Origin of the sequence: Bradyrhizobium australiense, assembly GCF_013114825.1 — a bacterium.
GTDB classification, from domain to species: domain Bacteria; phylum Pseudomonadota; class Alphaproteobacteria; order Rhizobiales; family Xanthobacteraceae; genus Bradyrhizobium; species Bradyrhizobium australiense.
In genome coordinates this window covers 192,388-206,573 of record NZ_JAAVLX010000003.1, presented here as the reverse complement: position 1 = coordinate 206,573, position 14,186 = coordinate 192,388, and the positions used below count along the sequence as shown (strand labels likewise).

General features: G+C 62.7%; 14 protein-coding genes, 1 tRNA gene and 1 pseudogene. 8 read left to right on the top strand and 8 right to left on the bottom strand.

Features of this window, described 5'->3' with window-relative positions; genetic code table 11:
• Positions 1-3: 3 nt before the first annotated feature.
• The 7 genes from HCN58_RS08150 to aroA all read right to left on the bottom strand — a co-directional run bounded on the left by HCN58_RS08150 (position 4) and on the right by aroA (position 7,089).
• On the bottom strand, positions 4-759 hold the full coding sequence (locus HCN58_RS08150) for a phosphoribosylanthranilate isomerase (RefSeq protein WP_171578852.1): 756 nt from the start codon (positions 757-759) through the stop codon (positions 4-6).
• A 62-nt stretch (positions 760-821) separates the two neighbouring features.
• Positions 822-1,214, bottom strand: a complete 393-nt coding sequence (locus HCN58_RS08145) for a LapA family protein (protein ID WP_171578851.1) — start codon at positions 1,212-1,214, stop codon at positions 822-824.
• A gap of 78 nt (positions 1,215-1,292) precedes the next feature.
• On the bottom strand, positions 1,293-1,598 hold the full coding sequence (locus HCN58_RS08140; protein WP_057844774.1) for an integration host factor subunit beta: 306 nt from the start codon (positions 1,596-1,598) through the stop codon (positions 1,293-1,295).
• 169 nt (positions 1,599-1,767) lie between these two features.
• Entirely contained in the window at positions 1,768-2,748 is a 981-nt protein-coding gene (gene sppA / locus HCN58_RS08135; RefSeq protein ID WP_171578850.1) for a signal peptide peptidase SppA, read from the bottom strand.
• A gap of 297 nt (positions 2,749-3,045) precedes the next feature.
• The gene (rpsA, locus tag HCN58_RS08130) at positions 3,046-4,749 is read right to left on the bottom strand and encodes a 30S ribosomal protein S1 (RefSeq protein ID WP_171578849.1); all 1,704 of its coding nucleotides are present in this window, start codon (positions 4,747-4,749) and stop codon (positions 3,046-3,048) included.
• Positions 4,750-5,122: 373 nt separating this feature from the next.
• Positions 5,123-5,755, bottom strand: coding sequence for a (d)CMP kinase (gene cmk / locus HCN58_RS08125; protein ID WP_171578848.1), 633 nt, complete (start codon positions 5,753-5,755; stop codon positions 5,123-5,125).
• Positions 5,752-7,089, bottom strand: a complete 1,338-nt coding sequence (gene aroA / locus HCN58_RS08120; RefSeq protein ID WP_171578847.1) for a 3-phosphoshikimate 1-carboxyvinyltransferase — start codon at positions 7,087-7,089, stop codon at positions 5,752-5,754. The genes cmk and aroA overlap by 4 nt, the downstream gene beginning before the upstream one ends.
• 143 nt (positions 7,090-7,232) lie before the next feature.
• Between aroA and HCN58_RS08115 the strand changes: the two genes are divergently transcribed.
• The 3 genes and pseudogenes from HCN58_RS08115 to HCN58_RS08105 all read left to right on the top strand — a co-directional run bounded on the left by HCN58_RS08115 (position 7,233) and on the right by HCN58_RS08105 (position 8,196).
• Positions 7,233-7,658, top strand: a complete 426-nt coding sequence (locus HCN58_RS08115; protein WP_171578846.1) for a TIGR02300 family protein — start codon at positions 7,233-7,235, stop codon at positions 7,656-7,658.
• A 90-nt stretch (positions 7,659-7,748) separates the two neighbouring features.
• Positions 7,749-7,824: transfer RNA gene (locus HCN58_RS08110), tRNA-Ala, on the top strand.
• Between the two features lie 133 nt (positions 7,825-7,957).
• Positions 7,958-8,196 (top strand): annotated as a pseudogene (locus HCN58_RS08105) (GIY-YIG nuclease family protein).
• A gap of 7 nt (positions 8,197-8,203) precedes the next feature.
• Here the strand turns inward: HCN58_RS08105 and HCN58_RS08100 are convergent.
• Positions 8,204-8,662, bottom strand: a complete 459-nt coding sequence (locus HCN58_RS08100; protein ID WP_171578845.1) for a MarR family winged helix-turn-helix transcriptional regulator — start codon at positions 8,660-8,662, stop codon at positions 8,204-8,206.
• Between the two features lie 164 nt (positions 8,663-8,826).
• Between HCN58_RS08100 and HCN58_RS08095 the strand changes: the two genes are divergently transcribed.
• The 5 genes from HCN58_RS08095 to ugpE all read left to right on the top strand — a co-directional run bounded on the left by HCN58_RS08095 (position 8,827) and on the right by ugpE (position 14,108).
• Complete coding sequence (locus HCN58_RS08095) at positions 8,827-9,252, top strand: organic hydroperoxide resistance protein (protein WP_171578844.1); 426 nt, start codon at positions 8,827-8,829, stop codon at positions 9,250-9,252.
• Positions 9,253-9,425: 173 nt separating this feature from the next.
• Entirely contained in the window at positions 9,426-10,622 is a 1,197-nt protein-coding gene (locus HCN58_RS08090; protein WP_235983486.1) for a CaiB/BaiF CoA transferase family protein, read from the top strand.
• 297 nt (positions 10,623-10,919) lie between these two features.
• A complete protein-coding gene (gene ugpB, locus HCN58_RS08085) occupies positions 10,920-12,233 on the top strand; it encodes a sn-glycerol-3-phosphate ABC transporter substrate-binding protein UgpB (protein ID WP_171578843.1) in 1,314 nt (437 codons plus the stop codon).
• 145 nt (positions 12,234-12,378) lie between these two features.
• The gene (gene ugpA, locus HCN58_RS08080) at positions 12,379-13,260 is read left to right on the top strand and encodes a sn-glycerol-3-phosphate ABC transporter permease UgpA (protein ID WP_171578842.1); all 882 of its coding nucleotides are present in this window, start codon (positions 12,379-12,381) and stop codon (positions 13,258-13,260) included.
• On the top strand, positions 13,260-14,108 hold the full coding sequence (gene ugpE, locus HCN58_RS08075) for a sn-glycerol-3-phosphate ABC transporter permease UgpE (RefSeq protein WP_171578841.1): 849 nt from the start codon (positions 13,260-13,262) through the stop codon (positions 14,106-14,108). The genes ugpA and ugpE overlap by 1 nt, the downstream gene beginning before the upstream one ends.
• Positions 14,109-14,186 lie beyond the last annotated feature (78 nt).

Here is a 14,186-nt window from a genome sequence, read left to right as displayed (position 1 = left end):
CCATCAATTCTTCATGTCGTTCAGCGGCGCTGTCTCTTCTCCCTCGCCCCGCCCTTGCGGGGAGAGGGTCGGGGTGAGGGGCTGTCGCCGCAAATCCGGTGAGAGAGGTGAAGTAAGGTCGGCCGCGCGCGCAGCGCGAATGAAATTGCGGATCATCTCGGGATCCTTGACGCCGGGCGAACTTTCCACGCCGGAGGACACATCGACGCCGCCGGCGCGGGTGACACGGATCGCCTCCGCGACATTATCGGCGGTGAGCCCGCCCGAGACCATGAAGGGCAGTTGGAGATCGAGCTTTTCCAGCACGTGCCAGTCGAACACGGCGCCCAGCCCGCCAGGACGGGTGGCGCCCTTGGGAGCGCGAGCATCGAACAGGATGCGATCGGCAACGCTCGCATAGCCCGGCAGCGCGACGAGATCGGCCGGGGTTTCGACGGCAATCACCTTCATGACCGGCAATCCGAATCTTTGTTTGATGTCACGCACCCGCGCGATAGTTTCCTTGCCGTGCAATTGCAGCAGGTCCGGCTGCAGCGTCTCGGCGATATTTTCGAGCGTCGCGTTGTCGGCATCTACGGTCAATGCCACCTTGGCCGCGCGCCCCTTCGCCCGCCGGCCAAGTTCCCGCGCCGTCTCGAGACTGAGATGGCGTGGCGATGGGGGGAAGAACACGAATCCCGCCATATCGGCGCCCGCCTCAAGCGCGGTGTCGAGCGTCTCGCGCGTGGACAGGCCGCAAATTTTTACGAGCAGGGACATGGTCTCTCTGGCACGGATTTAGAGCCCCTTAACCGGTTGGAACGGGGCTGATGGGGCGGGTTCTACAACGTCGCGCCCTGCTTGTCTCGCCCGGCGGCCCCGTAGAAACCGTACTGGGAGGGCGCCGGAAGCCGCTGCTGGTCGGCCCGGGAAACCGCTGCCGCGGCCCGTAAATCGGCCGCTTCCGCCCTGGCCCGGCGGGCATCCGCCTCGTGCTGGCGCGCCGCCCGGCGCCAGTGGCGCTGGCGGAACCAGGTGGCCATGCCGCCTGCCGCCACCCCCAGAATGGCCACCGCAATGATCACCGCGAACAGCGGCAAGCTCGCCGCGATCGCCGGATCGGTCGAATTGAAGGGATCGAACGAGACCGTCACGAAATGGCGGTTGGCGACCGCAAAGACGATGAAGATCAGGCCCAAGGGAATGACGACCAGCGCCGTGAAGAACTTTCGCATGACCATCTCTCGTAGTGATCGAGAAAGGCGGGCACCAGGCCCGCAACACGGCTACATCTCGTCAGATCGAAAAATTGCTTAAGCGCCGGCCTCGGGCGAGCCGTTGTCGCGGTTCAGCCGCTCGCGCATTTCCTTGCCCGTCTTGAAGAACGGGACGCTCTTCTGGTCGACCGGCACATGGGCGCCGGTGCGTGGATTGCGCCCCGCCCTCGCCGGGCGATGCTTAACGGAGAAGGCGCCGAAACCGCGCAGCTCGACACGGTCGCCGCGCGCCAAAGCAGCGACGATCTCATCGAGGATCGCGTTCACAATGTTCTCCACATCCCGCTGATAGAGGTGCGGGTTGTGCTCGGCGATGCGCTGAACAAGTTCGGATTTGATCATCGAAGTTGGGATCCGGGGTCGTGCGGATATCCATTTCCGTGAAAATGCCTTGAACTGTCAAGACGCTAAATCACTTTTGGGCAGCGCGAAATGGCGTGACAAACCGCCCGGAAGGGGTTTGTGACAACACCCGCAATGCGGGAGAGCCTCGGAAAGGCACCGCTGCGGTTCAATTGGAGGCTGCGGGGCGCCACAACGCCAGCATGCCGTCAAGCGAGAGCTGGTCGACCGCCTGCGCCACGCCGGCTTGCTCGATCTGACGCGCGATGGAACTCAAGCCGAGCGCATCGAACGCGATGGAAGCCGCCGTTCGCAGAAATGTCAGGTCACCAAACTGCGGGTTCAGCTTGTAATCACGCACCGGCAGATCGCTTTTGATCTTCTTTTCGGCGACCAGCCACGCGATGGCTGCTTTTTCATCGCCGAGCTGATCGATCAGTTTCAGCTCGACCGCCTGGCGGCCGGTAAAGACGCGGCCGTCCGCGACCTTTTCGAGTAATGCATCATCCATGCCGCGCCGCTCCTTCACTAGGCCACGGAACCAGGCATAGGAATCCCTCACCAGCGCATCGAGCGCGGCGCGCGCCTCCGGGCTGGTTGGTTCGAACCCATTGGGCGCTGCCTTCAACGGCGAGGATTTCACCTCCTCGACCTTGACGCCCACGGTCTTCAAAAGCTCGGCAAAATTCGGAAATTGAAACAGCACGCCGATCGATCCGACCAGCGAACTCTGCCGGGCGACGATATGATCGGCGGCCATTGCCGCGATGTAACCGCCTGAAGCGGCCAGCCCCTCGACCACCACCACCAGCGGCTTTTTGGCCTTAAGCCGGACCAGCGCCTCATGGAGCTGCTCGGAGCCGGCCGTGGTGCCGCCCGGCGAGTTGATGTGCACGATAACCGCGGCATGGCTCGATTTCTCCAGGCGCTCCAGCGCCTCGACGCGCTGCTGGTCGCTGCGGATCAGCCCTTCGATATTGACGCGCGCGATCGATCCCGATGGCGTCAGGGCAGCCGGCCCGCTCGTCGTCGCGATTGCGCCAAAGGTGACGATCGCTGCGATCGTCACCAGGCCAGCCATGATACGCCAGAACGTCAGCTTCCGTCGGATCCTGCGGCGATCGATGATCACGTCCGAATCGAGCGACATCGAAATTCTCCTGAAATAATCAGCGCGTTTTGCACTCGCAGCGTGAGCTAAGCGTTACCTGATTACATCAATTGCGATGCAATATGAAGAAAACAAGGCCCGCTTCGTCGTCCCCGCGCACGCGGGGACGCATAACCACAGGCGGTGATTGTCGCATTCGATGGGGCTCCAGCGCGCCCAATACAATCCACCTGTGGTGATGGGTCCCGGATCGCAGCTTCGCTTGTCCGGGACGACAGAAACAAAAAGGCCCCGGTCGAAACCGGGGCCTGATGTCGCAGCGAGATAAGCGAACGCTTACTTCTCGCGGTTCTTGAGCGCGGTGCCGAGAATGTCGCCGAGCGTCGCGCCCGAATCGGAGGAGCCGTACTGCGCGATGGCTTCCTTTTCTTCAGCGACTTCCAGCGCCTTGATCGAGACCTGCACCTTACGGGCCTTCTTGTCGAACTGGATCACGCGCGCATCGACCTTCTCGCCGACGGCAAAGCGTTCGGCGCGCTGGTCGTTGCGGTCACGGGCAAGCTCGGAGCGCTTGATAAAGGTGGTGAAGTCGGTGCCCGAGATCTTCACCTCGATACCTGCTTCCTTCACGTCGAGCACTTCGCAAGTCACGACCGCGCCCTTCTTGACGTCGCCCGGCTCGGCGAAGGGGTCGCCTTCGAGCTGCTTGACGCCGAGCGAGATGCGCTCCTTCTCCACATCGACGTCGAGCACCACGGCCTTGACCATGTCGCCCTTCTTGAAGTTATCGATGACCTGCTCGCCCGGCAGCTTCCAGTCGAGGTCGGAGAGATGGACCATGCCGTCGACGTCGCCATCGAGGCCGAGGAACAGACCGAACTCGGTCTTGTTCTTGACCTCGCCTTCGACCACCGAACCGACCGGGAACTTCTCGACGAAGACTTCCCAGGGGTTGCGCATGGTCTGCTTGAGGCCGAGCGAGATACGGCGCTTGACCGAATCCACCTCGAGCACCTGCACTTCGACTTCCTGCGAGGTCGAAACGATCTTGCCGGGGTGCATGTTTTTCTTGGTCCACGACATTTCCGAGACGTGGATCAGGCCTTCGATGCCCGGCTCCAGTTCGACGAACGCGCCGTAGTCGGTGATATTGGTGACGCGGCCGGTGAAGCGCGCGTTCAGCGGGTACTTCGCCTCGATGCCCTGCCACGGATCGTCCAGCAACTGCTTCATGCCGAGCGAAATGCGGTGGGTCTCGTGGTTGATCTTGATGATCTTGACCTTCACGGTCTGGCCGATGGTCAACACCTCGGTGGGGTGGTTGACCCGGCGCCAGGCGATATCGGTAACGTGGAGCAGGCCGTCGATGCCGCCGAGATCAACGAATGCACCGTAATCGGTGATGTTCTTGACCACGCCGTCGATCACCTGACCTTCTTCGAGGTTCTGCACCAGTTCCTGGCGCTGCTCGGCGCGGGTCTCTTCGAGAACCGTGCGGCGCGACACCACGATGTTGCCGCGGCGGCGGTCCATCTTGAGGATCTGGAACGGCTGCGAGTTGTTCATCAAGGGAGCGACGTCGCGGATCGGGCGAATGTCGACCTGCGAACGCGGCAAGAAGGCGACAGCGCCGTCGAGGTCGACGGTGAAGCCGCCCTTGACCTGATTGAAGATGACGCCGTGAACCTTCTCGTTGTTGTTGAAGGCCTTCTCGAGCTTGCCCCAACTTTCCTCGCGGCGCGCCTTGTCGCGTGACAGCACGGCTTCGCCGAGCGCATTCTCGATCCGATCGAGGAACACCTCGACCTCGTCGCCGACCTTGAGATCACTTTCGCGGCCGGGGCCGGCGAATTCGCGCAGCGCCACGCGGCCTTCGGTCTTCAGGCCGACGTCGATGACGGCCATGTCCTTTTCAATTGCAACCACCTTGCCCTTGATGACGGAGCTTTCCTGCAGATTGCCGCCGGCAAAAGACTCGTCCAGCATCGCAGCGAAATCGTCGCGGGTAGGAGTATAGGAAGCAGCAGTATTCGAAGCCATTTGTTCTCCAATGCGGGATCTTGCCGGCCGTTCGGGTTAAAGGGCGTGTCGCGCGTGAAGTGTCAGGGGTCCGCAAACCCTGACGACCGCATTTGCGAGTAGCGCAAAAGCGGGCCGGCAGCATGCCTGCACGTTCGATACGTTGATTGTCTATCCGGAGCCTGAAACGAGCGTATCGACTTCAAGAGCCTGGAGCGGACTTTCCTCCAATGACGGCGGGAGGTTCAAACCTCCGGCCGGCCCGCTCCGACAGCCCTGATCTCATCGATGGCGGCCCGGATGGCCGTGGATATAGCCCCGCGGGCCATTTTCGGCAAGCCGGAAATGCCTGATTTTCGGGCGCTCCCGGCCACGGTGAGAGGGCGAATCCTGGCTATTTCCGCTGGGCCCGGACGGCCTCGACAATGGCAATCGCAGCGCGAACGCCAGCCTCGATGTCGAGATTGGAGTTATCCAGGACATGGGCGTCGTCGGCCGCTTTGAGCGGGGCGGCGGCGCGATTGCGGTCCCGTTCGTCGCGCTTGAGGATATCGGCCAGCACCGCTGCCTCGTCGGCCTCCTCTCCCCGCGCGCGCGCTTCGAGCGTCCGCCGGTGGGCCCGCACCTGCGGATCGGCGACCACGAAAATCTTCACGTCGGCATTCGGGCAGATCACGGTTCCGATATCGCGCCCGTCGAGCACGGCGCCCGGCGGATCGGCTGCGAACTGGCGCTGAAAATTGACCAGCGCCTCGCGCACGCTGGGGATCGCCGACACTACCGAGGCGGCATCGCCGATCCGCTGGGTCTTGAGCTCGGGATGCCCGAACTTCTCGGGATCAAGCTCCATCGCAACGGCGACCGCTCGCGCCTCGTCTGTGAGATCAAAACCCTCGTCCAGCAACGCCTTCGCCACCGCGCGATAGATCACGCCGGTGTCGAGATGGCGGTAGCCGTAATGATGGGCGAGGCGTTTGCCGAGCGTACCCTTGCCGGATGCCGCCGGCCCGTCGATGGCGATGATCATGAAAACTCAGCTCCCAGCGAGCGCATCATCGGGATGAAGTCGGGAAAGCTGGTGGCGATGAAAGCGGTATCGTCGACCTTGACCGGCTTGTCGGCTGCAAGTCCCATCACCAGCGCCGACATCGCGATGCGGTGATCCATGTGGGTGGCGACGAGGCCGCCCCCGGGCACGTGTCCGCGGCCCTCGACGATGAGATCGTCGCCGGCAATCTCGACCTTGACGCCGTTGACGCGCAGCATGGCGGCGGTCGCCTCCAGCCGGTCGGATTCCTTGACACGCAATTCTTGCAGGCCGCGCATTATGGTGGTGCCTTCGGCGAAGGAGGCCGCGACCGCGAGCACCAGATATTCGTCGATCATCGAGGGTGCGCGCTCCGGCGGCACCTCGATGCCGCGCAGTTTCGACGCGCGCACGCGCAAGGTCGCCATCGGTTCGCCGGCGTCACCGCGGACCTCGCTTTCCTCGATGGCGGCGCCCATCTCGCGCAGCGTCGTGAGCAGGCCGGTGCGCAACGGGTTGGTCATGACGTCGGAGAAGGCCACGTCGGAGCCCGAGACGATCAGCGCCGCCACGATCGGGAATGCCGCCGAGGACGGATCGGCAGGCACCACGACCTCGGCGCCATGCAGTTCGGGCTGGCCGGTGAGCGCAATCTTGCGGCCGTGGCTGCCTTCATTGGCGGAGACGATTTCGGCGCCGAAATGTTTCAGCATCAATTCGGTGTGGTCGCGGCTGGCTTCCTGCTCGATGACCGTGGTGACGCCTGGCGCGGCGAGCCCTGCCAGCAGCACCGCCGATTTGATCTGGGCGGAGGCCACGGGGGTCCGGTAGAGGATCGGCACGGGATCGCGCGCGCCATGCAGCGTCAGCGGCAGGCGGCCGCCTTCCCTGGCTTCACCGGCTTTGGCCCCCATCAGTTCCAGAGGATCGAGGATCCGGCGCATCGGACGGGAGCGCAGCGAGGCATCGCCATCGAACACGGCCGTGATCGGGCAGCCGGCCACAGCCCCCATCACCAGCCGGCACCCGGTGCCGGAATTGCCGAAATCGAGCGGGGAGACCGGTTGGGCGAAGCCTGCCACGCCCACGCCCTTGACCTGCCAGGCAAACGGCCCCGTTCGCTCGACCTGGGCGCCCAGCGCCTGCATGGCTTTGGCGGTGTTGAGAACATCCTCGCCTTCGAGCAGGCCGGAGATCCTGGTTTCGCCCACGGAAAGCGCCCCCAAAATGAGAGCGCGGTGCGAAATCGACTTGTCGCCGGGAACGCGAACTTTCCCCGCCAGGGGGCCGCTGGCGCGGGATTCCAGCGGGGATTTGGTGGTTGAATCGGTCAAGATGGTGGTCCTCTGCGGGGGCGGCAGTATCACATGGACCACACGGCGTCACGCGGCCCTCAAATGCTTCAAAGCGCTATTGACACCGGCCCCTCAACTAGCCAAGTGAAGCACCGTTTTTCAGAATTTCCCAGGATCCACACGTGGCCAAATCCGATCTCGGAACCAAGCGTATTTGCCCGACGACGGGTAAGAAGTTCTACGACCTGAACAAGACCCCGGTGATTTCGCCCTACACCGGCGAGGTCGTTCCGATCGCACCGATCGCGCCGCCGCGGGCCGCCCGTGGCGATGCCGCGCGCGCTGCGGCCGCCGCGTCGGCTACCGCTGCCGCCGATATGCCGGAGGCAGCCGAGGCCGAAGAGTTGGTCTCGCTCGAGGAGGCCGATGCCGAGGAGAACACCGGCAAGGTCAAGGCCGTGGTTCCCGAATCGGAAGACGACATCGAAATCGATGAGACCATCGAAGACGATGACGATGACGATTCCACCTTCATTCCCGACGAGGAAGAGGGCGATGAGGACGTTACCGACATCATCGGCGACGTCGGAGGCGACGAAGAGACTTGAGATCGGCCCAGAACTATGTTCTGGGTCTCCCCCGCGAGTCGCCCAAGGCTCGCGGGAGGATGGTCGAGGAGACCGTGCCTTCACTGTGACGGGGCCATAGCTCAGCTGGGAGAGCGCTTGCATGGCATGCAAGAGGTCGGCGGTTCGATCCCGCCTGGCTCCACCACGCTTCGCCCTTCGGGCTTCGCGTGGCGCAGCCACGTGATGGCCGAAGGGCGAAGTGTGGTGCCCGGCGTAGCCCAAAGAGCGAAGACGGGCTGGTAGAGGCTTCAGTTCGCGCTTTCCGCGCGTGAGGACCGATGTGGTACGTCTACATCATCCGTAGCCTCAGCTTCCCTGAACAGGAATACATCGGTGCTACTGCAGATTTGAAACGGCGATTGCCCGAGCATAATGCCGGTAGGTGAGCGCATACTGCGAAGTTCAGGCCTTGGGATTTACTCTGGTACTGCGCCGTTCCAGACAAGTACAAAGCGCTGGAATTCGAGAAATATCTAAACCCCATTCCGGTCGTGCCTTCGCCAAGAAACGCCTCTAGGCACGCCTTACTCCCCCAATACCCCGTTCAGCTTGTCGCGCAGCGCGACGATCTCGTTCTTCATCGCCACCAGTTCGCCGACCGAGCACGCGGACGCCGCCAGGATCGCCTGCGGCACCGCCCGCGCCTTCTCCCGGAGCGCCTCGCCCTTTGGCGTCAGCGCGATCAGCACCTGGCGCTCATCCTCCGTGCTGCGTGTCCGCTGGATGAGTTCGGCCGCCTCCAGCCGCTTGAGCAGCGGCGTCAGCGTGCCGGAATCCAGGAATAACCGCTCGCCGATGCCCTTCACCGGCACGCCGTCGCGCTCCCACAGCACCAGCATGACCAGATATTGCGGATAGGTCAGGCCAAGCCGATCGAGCAGCGGCTTGTAGACGCGGTTGAACGCGTGCGCGGTGGAATACACCGCAAAGCAGAGCTGATTATCGAGTCTCAGCGATATATCGGCCGCGTGTTTCCTGGCCATCACAACCTCGTCAACGGATGGCGCGCATGCCCCGATCCGGAAGCGTAAGCGCTTGATTTCAATTGCATACAATTAAATCGCGGCCTTTGCAATAAATTAAATTGTGCGCAATCTAATTGTGTGCAATATATGCTCCATCGAAACGGCAAACTAGGGAGACCGACATGTCCGTGAACGTACTCTACAAGACCAGCGCCAAGGCCACCGGCGGCCGCGATGGCACCGCCGCCACCCTCGACGGCGCACTCGACGTCAAGCTCGCCACGCCGAAAGAACTCGGCGGCGGCGGCGGTGCCGGCAATAATCCCGAGCAACTGTTCGCGGCCGGCTATGCCGCCTGCTTCATCGGCGCGATGAAATTCGTCGCCTCGCAGGGCGGCCCGAAGGTGCCGGCGGATGCCTCGGTGACCTCGACCGTCGGCATCGGCCCGCGTTCGGCCGGCGGTTTCGGCCTCGATATCGAACTCGCCGTCTCACTGCCCGGCGTTCCCAAGGCGGACGCGGAGGCCCTGGTCGCGAAGGCGCACCAGGTATGCCCCTACTCTAACGCCACCCGCGGCAATGTCGACGTGCGCCTGACCGTCGTCTGACGACGATGCACGAACGGCCCGCCGCTGATATCGACGGGCCGTTCGCCCTGCGGAATTTTCCAGTTGGTGCTAGGCGGCCGCGTCATGCGCCTGTGCGCGAGACGCCATTGCCGCCGCGCCTGAAGACCGCTAGCTCAAAGCCTCCATTCTCATCCTGAGCGAAGGTCTTCTCCATGAGTTCTCCCGGCGCAATGACCGGCCTGCGCGTGATCGATCTGACGCGCGTCCTCGGCGGCCCCTATTGCACGCAAATCCTCGCCGACCACGGCGCCGACGTGATCAAGGTCGAGCCACCGGCCGGCGACGAAGTGCGCGACTGGGGGCCTCCGTTCCACGAGGAGGACGCGGCCTATTTCGTCGGCATCAACCGCAACAAGCGCTCGATTGGGCTCGACCTCGCCTCCGAAGGCGGGCGCGAGGTGCTGATGAAGTTGCTGGAGACCGCCGACGTTCTGATCGAGAATTTCAAGCCGGGCACGCTTGACAAATGGGGCATCGGCAACGACGTCTTGCGCGCGAAATTTCCAAGGCTCGTGCATTGCCGGATTTCCGGCTTCGGCGCCGACGGCCCCCGCGGCGGCAATCCCGGCTATGACGCGATCATCCAGGCCATGACCGGCATGATCGCGGCGACCGGCTCGCCCGAAAGCGGCCCGATGCGGATCGGCGTTCCACTGGTCGACATCACCACCGGGCTTTACGCGACGATCGGCATTTTGATGGCGCTGTCGGAACGGCAACGTTCTGGTTTGGGACAGTTTCTCGAAACCACACTGTATGAAACCGGCCTCGCGATCATGCATCCGCACACCGCGAACTATTTCATGCACGGCAAGCCGCCTGGCCTCACCGGCAACGAGCATCCGAACCTCGTTCCTTACGCGATCTTCCCGACCAAGACCGACAACATCTTCATCGGCGTCGGCAATGACGGCACCTTCCGCAAGCTCGCCCAGGAAATCGGCAAGCCCGAGCTCGGCACCGATCCGCGCTTTGCCCGCAACAAGGACCGCATCGCCAACCGCGACGCGCTGCGTGTCGAACTCGCAGCCGTGTTCAGCCAGCACGAGGCCGAACCGCTCTGCAATCGCCTGCTGGCGGCCGGACTGCCGGCCGGCCCGGTGCAGAAGATCGACCAGGCGCTGACCAATCCGCACACGCTGCATCGTGGCGATATCCTCGAAAAGGACTGGTACAAGGGCGTCGCCTCCCCGATCCGGCTGGAGCGGACCAAACCCAGCCTGCGCCGCACGCCGCCGAAATTCAGCCAGCACACATCCGAGGTGCTGGCCGAGTTCGGCTACTCGAAGGGCGAGATCGAGGCGCTGGTCGCCAAGGGCGCGGTCTGCGGCTCGGAACGCAAGCGCTGACGCTCTCGCGTCCCGGACGCGTGCAGCGTGCAGCGCTGCTCCGCAGAGCCGAGACCCAGGCTGCAATTGTACTGGCATCTCATAGGCCCCGGCTCTGCAGCGCATCGCTTCGTGCTGCGCCGTCCGGGGCACGAGAGCATCTTTTCATCGCAGGCGCATTGCGCCTTCGCCTATTTTCCGGCTTCCCCAGCCGCACGCTTCCCCACTACCATGCTTTCGCTTATAGGGTCATTTGCACGTCATCCGGCGCTGTTATCGCGCGAAACGAAGGTGACGACCCCAACCTGGAGGAATTACATGGCATTTCGACAATTCGGCGCAGCCGCGGCAGTTTCTGCTGCGCTGGCGCTCACAACGCCTGCCCACGCTGTGACCGAGATCCAGTGGTGGCATGCCATGACTGGCGGCAACAACGATATCGTCAACAAGCTCGCCGAAGAGTTCAACGCCAGCCAGTCCGACTACAAGGTCGTGCCGTCCTACAAGGGCAGCTATCCCGACACAATGAACGCCGGCATCGCTGCGTTCCGGGCTGGCAACGCGCCGCACATCATGCAGGTATTCGAGGTCGGCACCGCCACCATGATGAGTGCCAAAGGCGCCATCAAGCCGGTCTACCAGCTAATGAAGGATGCCGGCGAGCCGTTCGACCCCAAGGCGTACCTGCCGACCATCACCGGCTACTACTCGACCTCAAAGGGCGACATGCTGTCGTTTCCTTTCAATTCGTCCTCCATGGTGATGTGGATCAACAAGGACGAGTTGAAAAAGGCCGGCGTCACCGAAATCCCGAAGACGTGGCCTGAAGTGTTCGCTGCCGCGAAGAAGCTGAAAGCGGCCGGCCACGATACTTGCGGCTTCTCCAACGCTTGGGCCCCCTGGGCGCATATCGAACAGTTTTCAGCCTGGCACAACGTGCCGATCGGCACCAAGGCCAATGGCCTCGACGGTTTCGATACCGAGCTGAAGTTCAACTCGCCGCTGCATGTAAAGCACCTGCAGAACCTGGTCGATCTGCAGAAGGACAAGACCTACGACTATGGCGGGCGCACCAACACTAACGAGGCCCGCTTCGGCTCCGGCGAATGCGCGATCTTCCTGACCTCGTCGGGCTATTATGCCACCGCCAAGGGCACGGCCAAGTTCGACTTCACCTCGGCACCGATGCCCTATTATCCGGACGTTGCCGGTGCCCCGCAGAACTCGATCATCGGCGGCGCGTCGCTCTGGGTGATGGGTGGCAAGAAGCCGGAAGAGTACAAGGGCGTCGCCAAGTTCTTCGCCTTCCTGTCCGATACCAGCCGCCAGGCCAAGCTGCACCAGGAGTCCGGCTATCTGCCGATTACCAAGGCGGCCTACGAGAAATCGATCAAGGACGGCTTCTATGAGAAGAACCCGACGCTGCAGACTCCGTTGAAGGAACTCACCAACAAGGAGCCGACCGAGAATTCGCGCGGCCTGCGCTTCGGCAACATGGTGCAGATGCGCGACATCTGGTCCGAGGAGATCGAGGCGGCGCTGGCCGGCAAGAAGTCCGCGAAGGAAGCGCTCGACGCCGCCGTCTCCCGCGGCAATGCGATGTTGCGCGCCTTCGAGAAGACTGCAAAGTAAGACGGCCGAGGGGGGCGTCATTGCGAGCCAACGGGTCGCGCGAATGCGTGCCCGATGACGGGCTCGGCGAAGCAATCCATAGTACCGCATAACGGACTAATGGATTGCTTCGTCGCTACGCTCCTCGCAATGACGAAAGTGCTGAATGGAAAAGTCCACCGTCTTCAACAACCGCCTGCTGCCGTACCTGCTGCTGCTGCCGCAACTCGTCATCACGGTTGTGTTCTTCTATTGGCCGGCGAGTCAGGCGATCTGGCAGTCCTTCCTGCGCGAGGACGCGTTCGGCCTCGTCTCCGAATACGTCGGTTTGGAAAACTATCAGGCGCTGTTCGCTCAGCCGGAATATTACCGCTCGATGCTGACGACGGTGATCTTCTCGACGCTGGTTGCGGCGCTGTCGCTCTCGATCGCGCTGTTGTTTGCGACCCAGGCCGACAAGAACCTGAAAGCGGCGTCTGCCTACAAGACGCTGATGATCTGGCCCTATGCGGTCGCACCCGCGGTGGCCGGCGTGCTATGGTTCTTCATGTTCCAGCCTTCGCTCGGCATGCTGGCGCGTCCACTGCGCGGCATGGGCCTCGACTGGAATCCGCTGCTTAACGAGAACCACGCCATGATGCTGGTGGTGATGGCCTCCGTCTGGAAGCAGATCTCCTACAATTTCCTGTTCTTCCTCGCCGGCCTGCAATCGATCCCGAAAAGCGTGATTGAGGCCGGCGCCATCGACGGCGCCGGTCCGATGCGCCGCTTCTGGACCATCATCTTTCCGCTGCTGTCGCCGACGACATTCTTCCTGCTGGTGGTCAATGTCGTCTACGTCTTCTTCGATACGTTCGGCATCATCGATGCCGTTACCGGCGGTGGACCCGCCGGTGCCACCACCACCATGGTCTACAAGGTCTATGCCGACGGAAGGCTCGGCGGCGATCTCGGCGGCTCGGCGGCGCAGTCGGTCGTGCTGATGGTCATCGTGATCGCGCTGACCGCGATCCAGTTCCGCTATGTCGAACGCAAGGTGCAGTACTGATGGTCGAGCATCGCCCGCTCACCGATTTCATTGCCTACGCCATCCTGACGCTTGGCGTGTTCATCGTCGCCTTCCCAGTCTATCTCGCGCTGATCGCCTCGACCCATGACGCGGCGACCGTGGTCGGCGGCCACATGCCGGCAACGCCCGGCACGCAGACGCTGGAGAATTATTATCGCGCCATCTTTGTCGGCGGCGCGCGCACCAGCCGCGAGCCGGTCGCCAACATGTTGATCAATTCCTTCGTCTCGGCGATCGGCATTGCGGTGGGCAAGATTTTCATCTCGATCCTGTCCGCTTACGCAGTGGTCTATTTTCGCTTTCCCTTCCGCAAGACTGCATTCTGGATCATCTTCATCACGCTGATGCTGCCGGTCGAGGTGCGCATCTACCCGACCTACAAGGTGGTCGCGGATTTGCGTATGCTCGACACCTATGCCGGCCTGATCCTGCCGCTGATTGCATCCGCCACCGGCACCCTGCTGTTCCGGCAATTCTTCATGACGGTGCCGGATGAACTGCTGGAAGCCTCGCGCATCGACGGCGCAGGCCCCTTCCGCTTCTTTTGGGATACACTGCTGCCGCTGTCGGTGACGACCATGGCGGCGCTGTTCGTGATCCAGTTCATCTACGGCTGGAATCAATATCTCTGGCCGCTTTTGATTACCACGCAGGATTCGATGCAGACCATCGTGATTGGCATCAAGAAGATGCTGGCAACGACAGACGAGCTCGCCGAATGGCAGCTCGCGATGGCAACCGCAGTCCTCGCCATGCTGCCGCCGGTCGCGGTCGTCATATTTATGCAGCGGCTGTTCGTGCGCGGCCTGGTCCAGACGGAAAAATAGGGGGCGAATAGTGAGTAACCAATGGCGAATGGAAGACAGTGCGACCCCCCCAGCGCGTCGCGCCTCCCTATTCGCCAC

Coding starts and splice junctions, on each gene's coding strand:
- HCN58_RS08140 (WP_057844774.1), bottom strand. CDS start 1,598: ATGATCAAATCCGAACTTGTTCAGCGCATCGCCGAGCACAACCCGCAC.
- ugpA (WP_171578842.1), top strand. CDS start 12,379: ATGGAAAAGTCCACCGTCTTCAACAACCGCCTGCTGCCGTACCTGCTG.
- cmk (WP_171578848.1), bottom strand. CDS start 5,755: ATGATCATCGCCATCGACGGGCCGGCGGCATCCGGCAAGGGTACGCTC.
- HCN58_RS08150 (WP_171578852.1), bottom strand. CDS start 759: ATGTCCCTGCTCGTAAAAATTTGCGGCCTGTCCACGCGCGAGACGCTC.
- ugpE (WP_171578841.1), top strand. CDS start 13,260: ATGGTCGAGCATCGCCCGCTCACCGATTTCATTGCCTACGCCATCCTG.
- sppA (WP_171578850.1), bottom strand. CDS start 2,748: ATGTCGCTCGATTCGGACGTGATCATCGATCGCCGCAGGATCCGACGG.
- HCN58_RS08145 (WP_171578851.1), bottom strand. CDS start 1,214: ATGCGAAAGTTCTTCACGGCGCTGGTCGTCATTCCCTTGGGCCTGATC.
- ugpB (WP_171578843.1), top strand. CDS start 10,920: ATGGCATTTCGACAATTCGGCGCAGCCGCGGCAGTTTCTGCTGCGCTG.
- rpsA (WP_171578849.1), bottom strand. CDS start 4,749: ATGGCTTCGAATACTGCTGCTTCCTATACTCCTACCCGCGACGATTTC.
- HCN58_RS08090 (WP_235983486.1), top strand. CDS start 9,426: ATGAGTTCTCCCGGCGCAATGACCGGCCTGCGCGTGATCGATCTGACG.
- HCN58_RS08100 (WP_171578845.1), bottom strand. CDS start 8,662: ATGGCCAGGAAACACGCGGCCGATATATCGCTGAGACTCGATAATCAG.
- HCN58_RS08095 (WP_171578844.1), top strand. CDS start 8,827: ATGTCCGTGAACGTACTCTACAAGACCAGCGCCAAGGCCACCGGCGGC.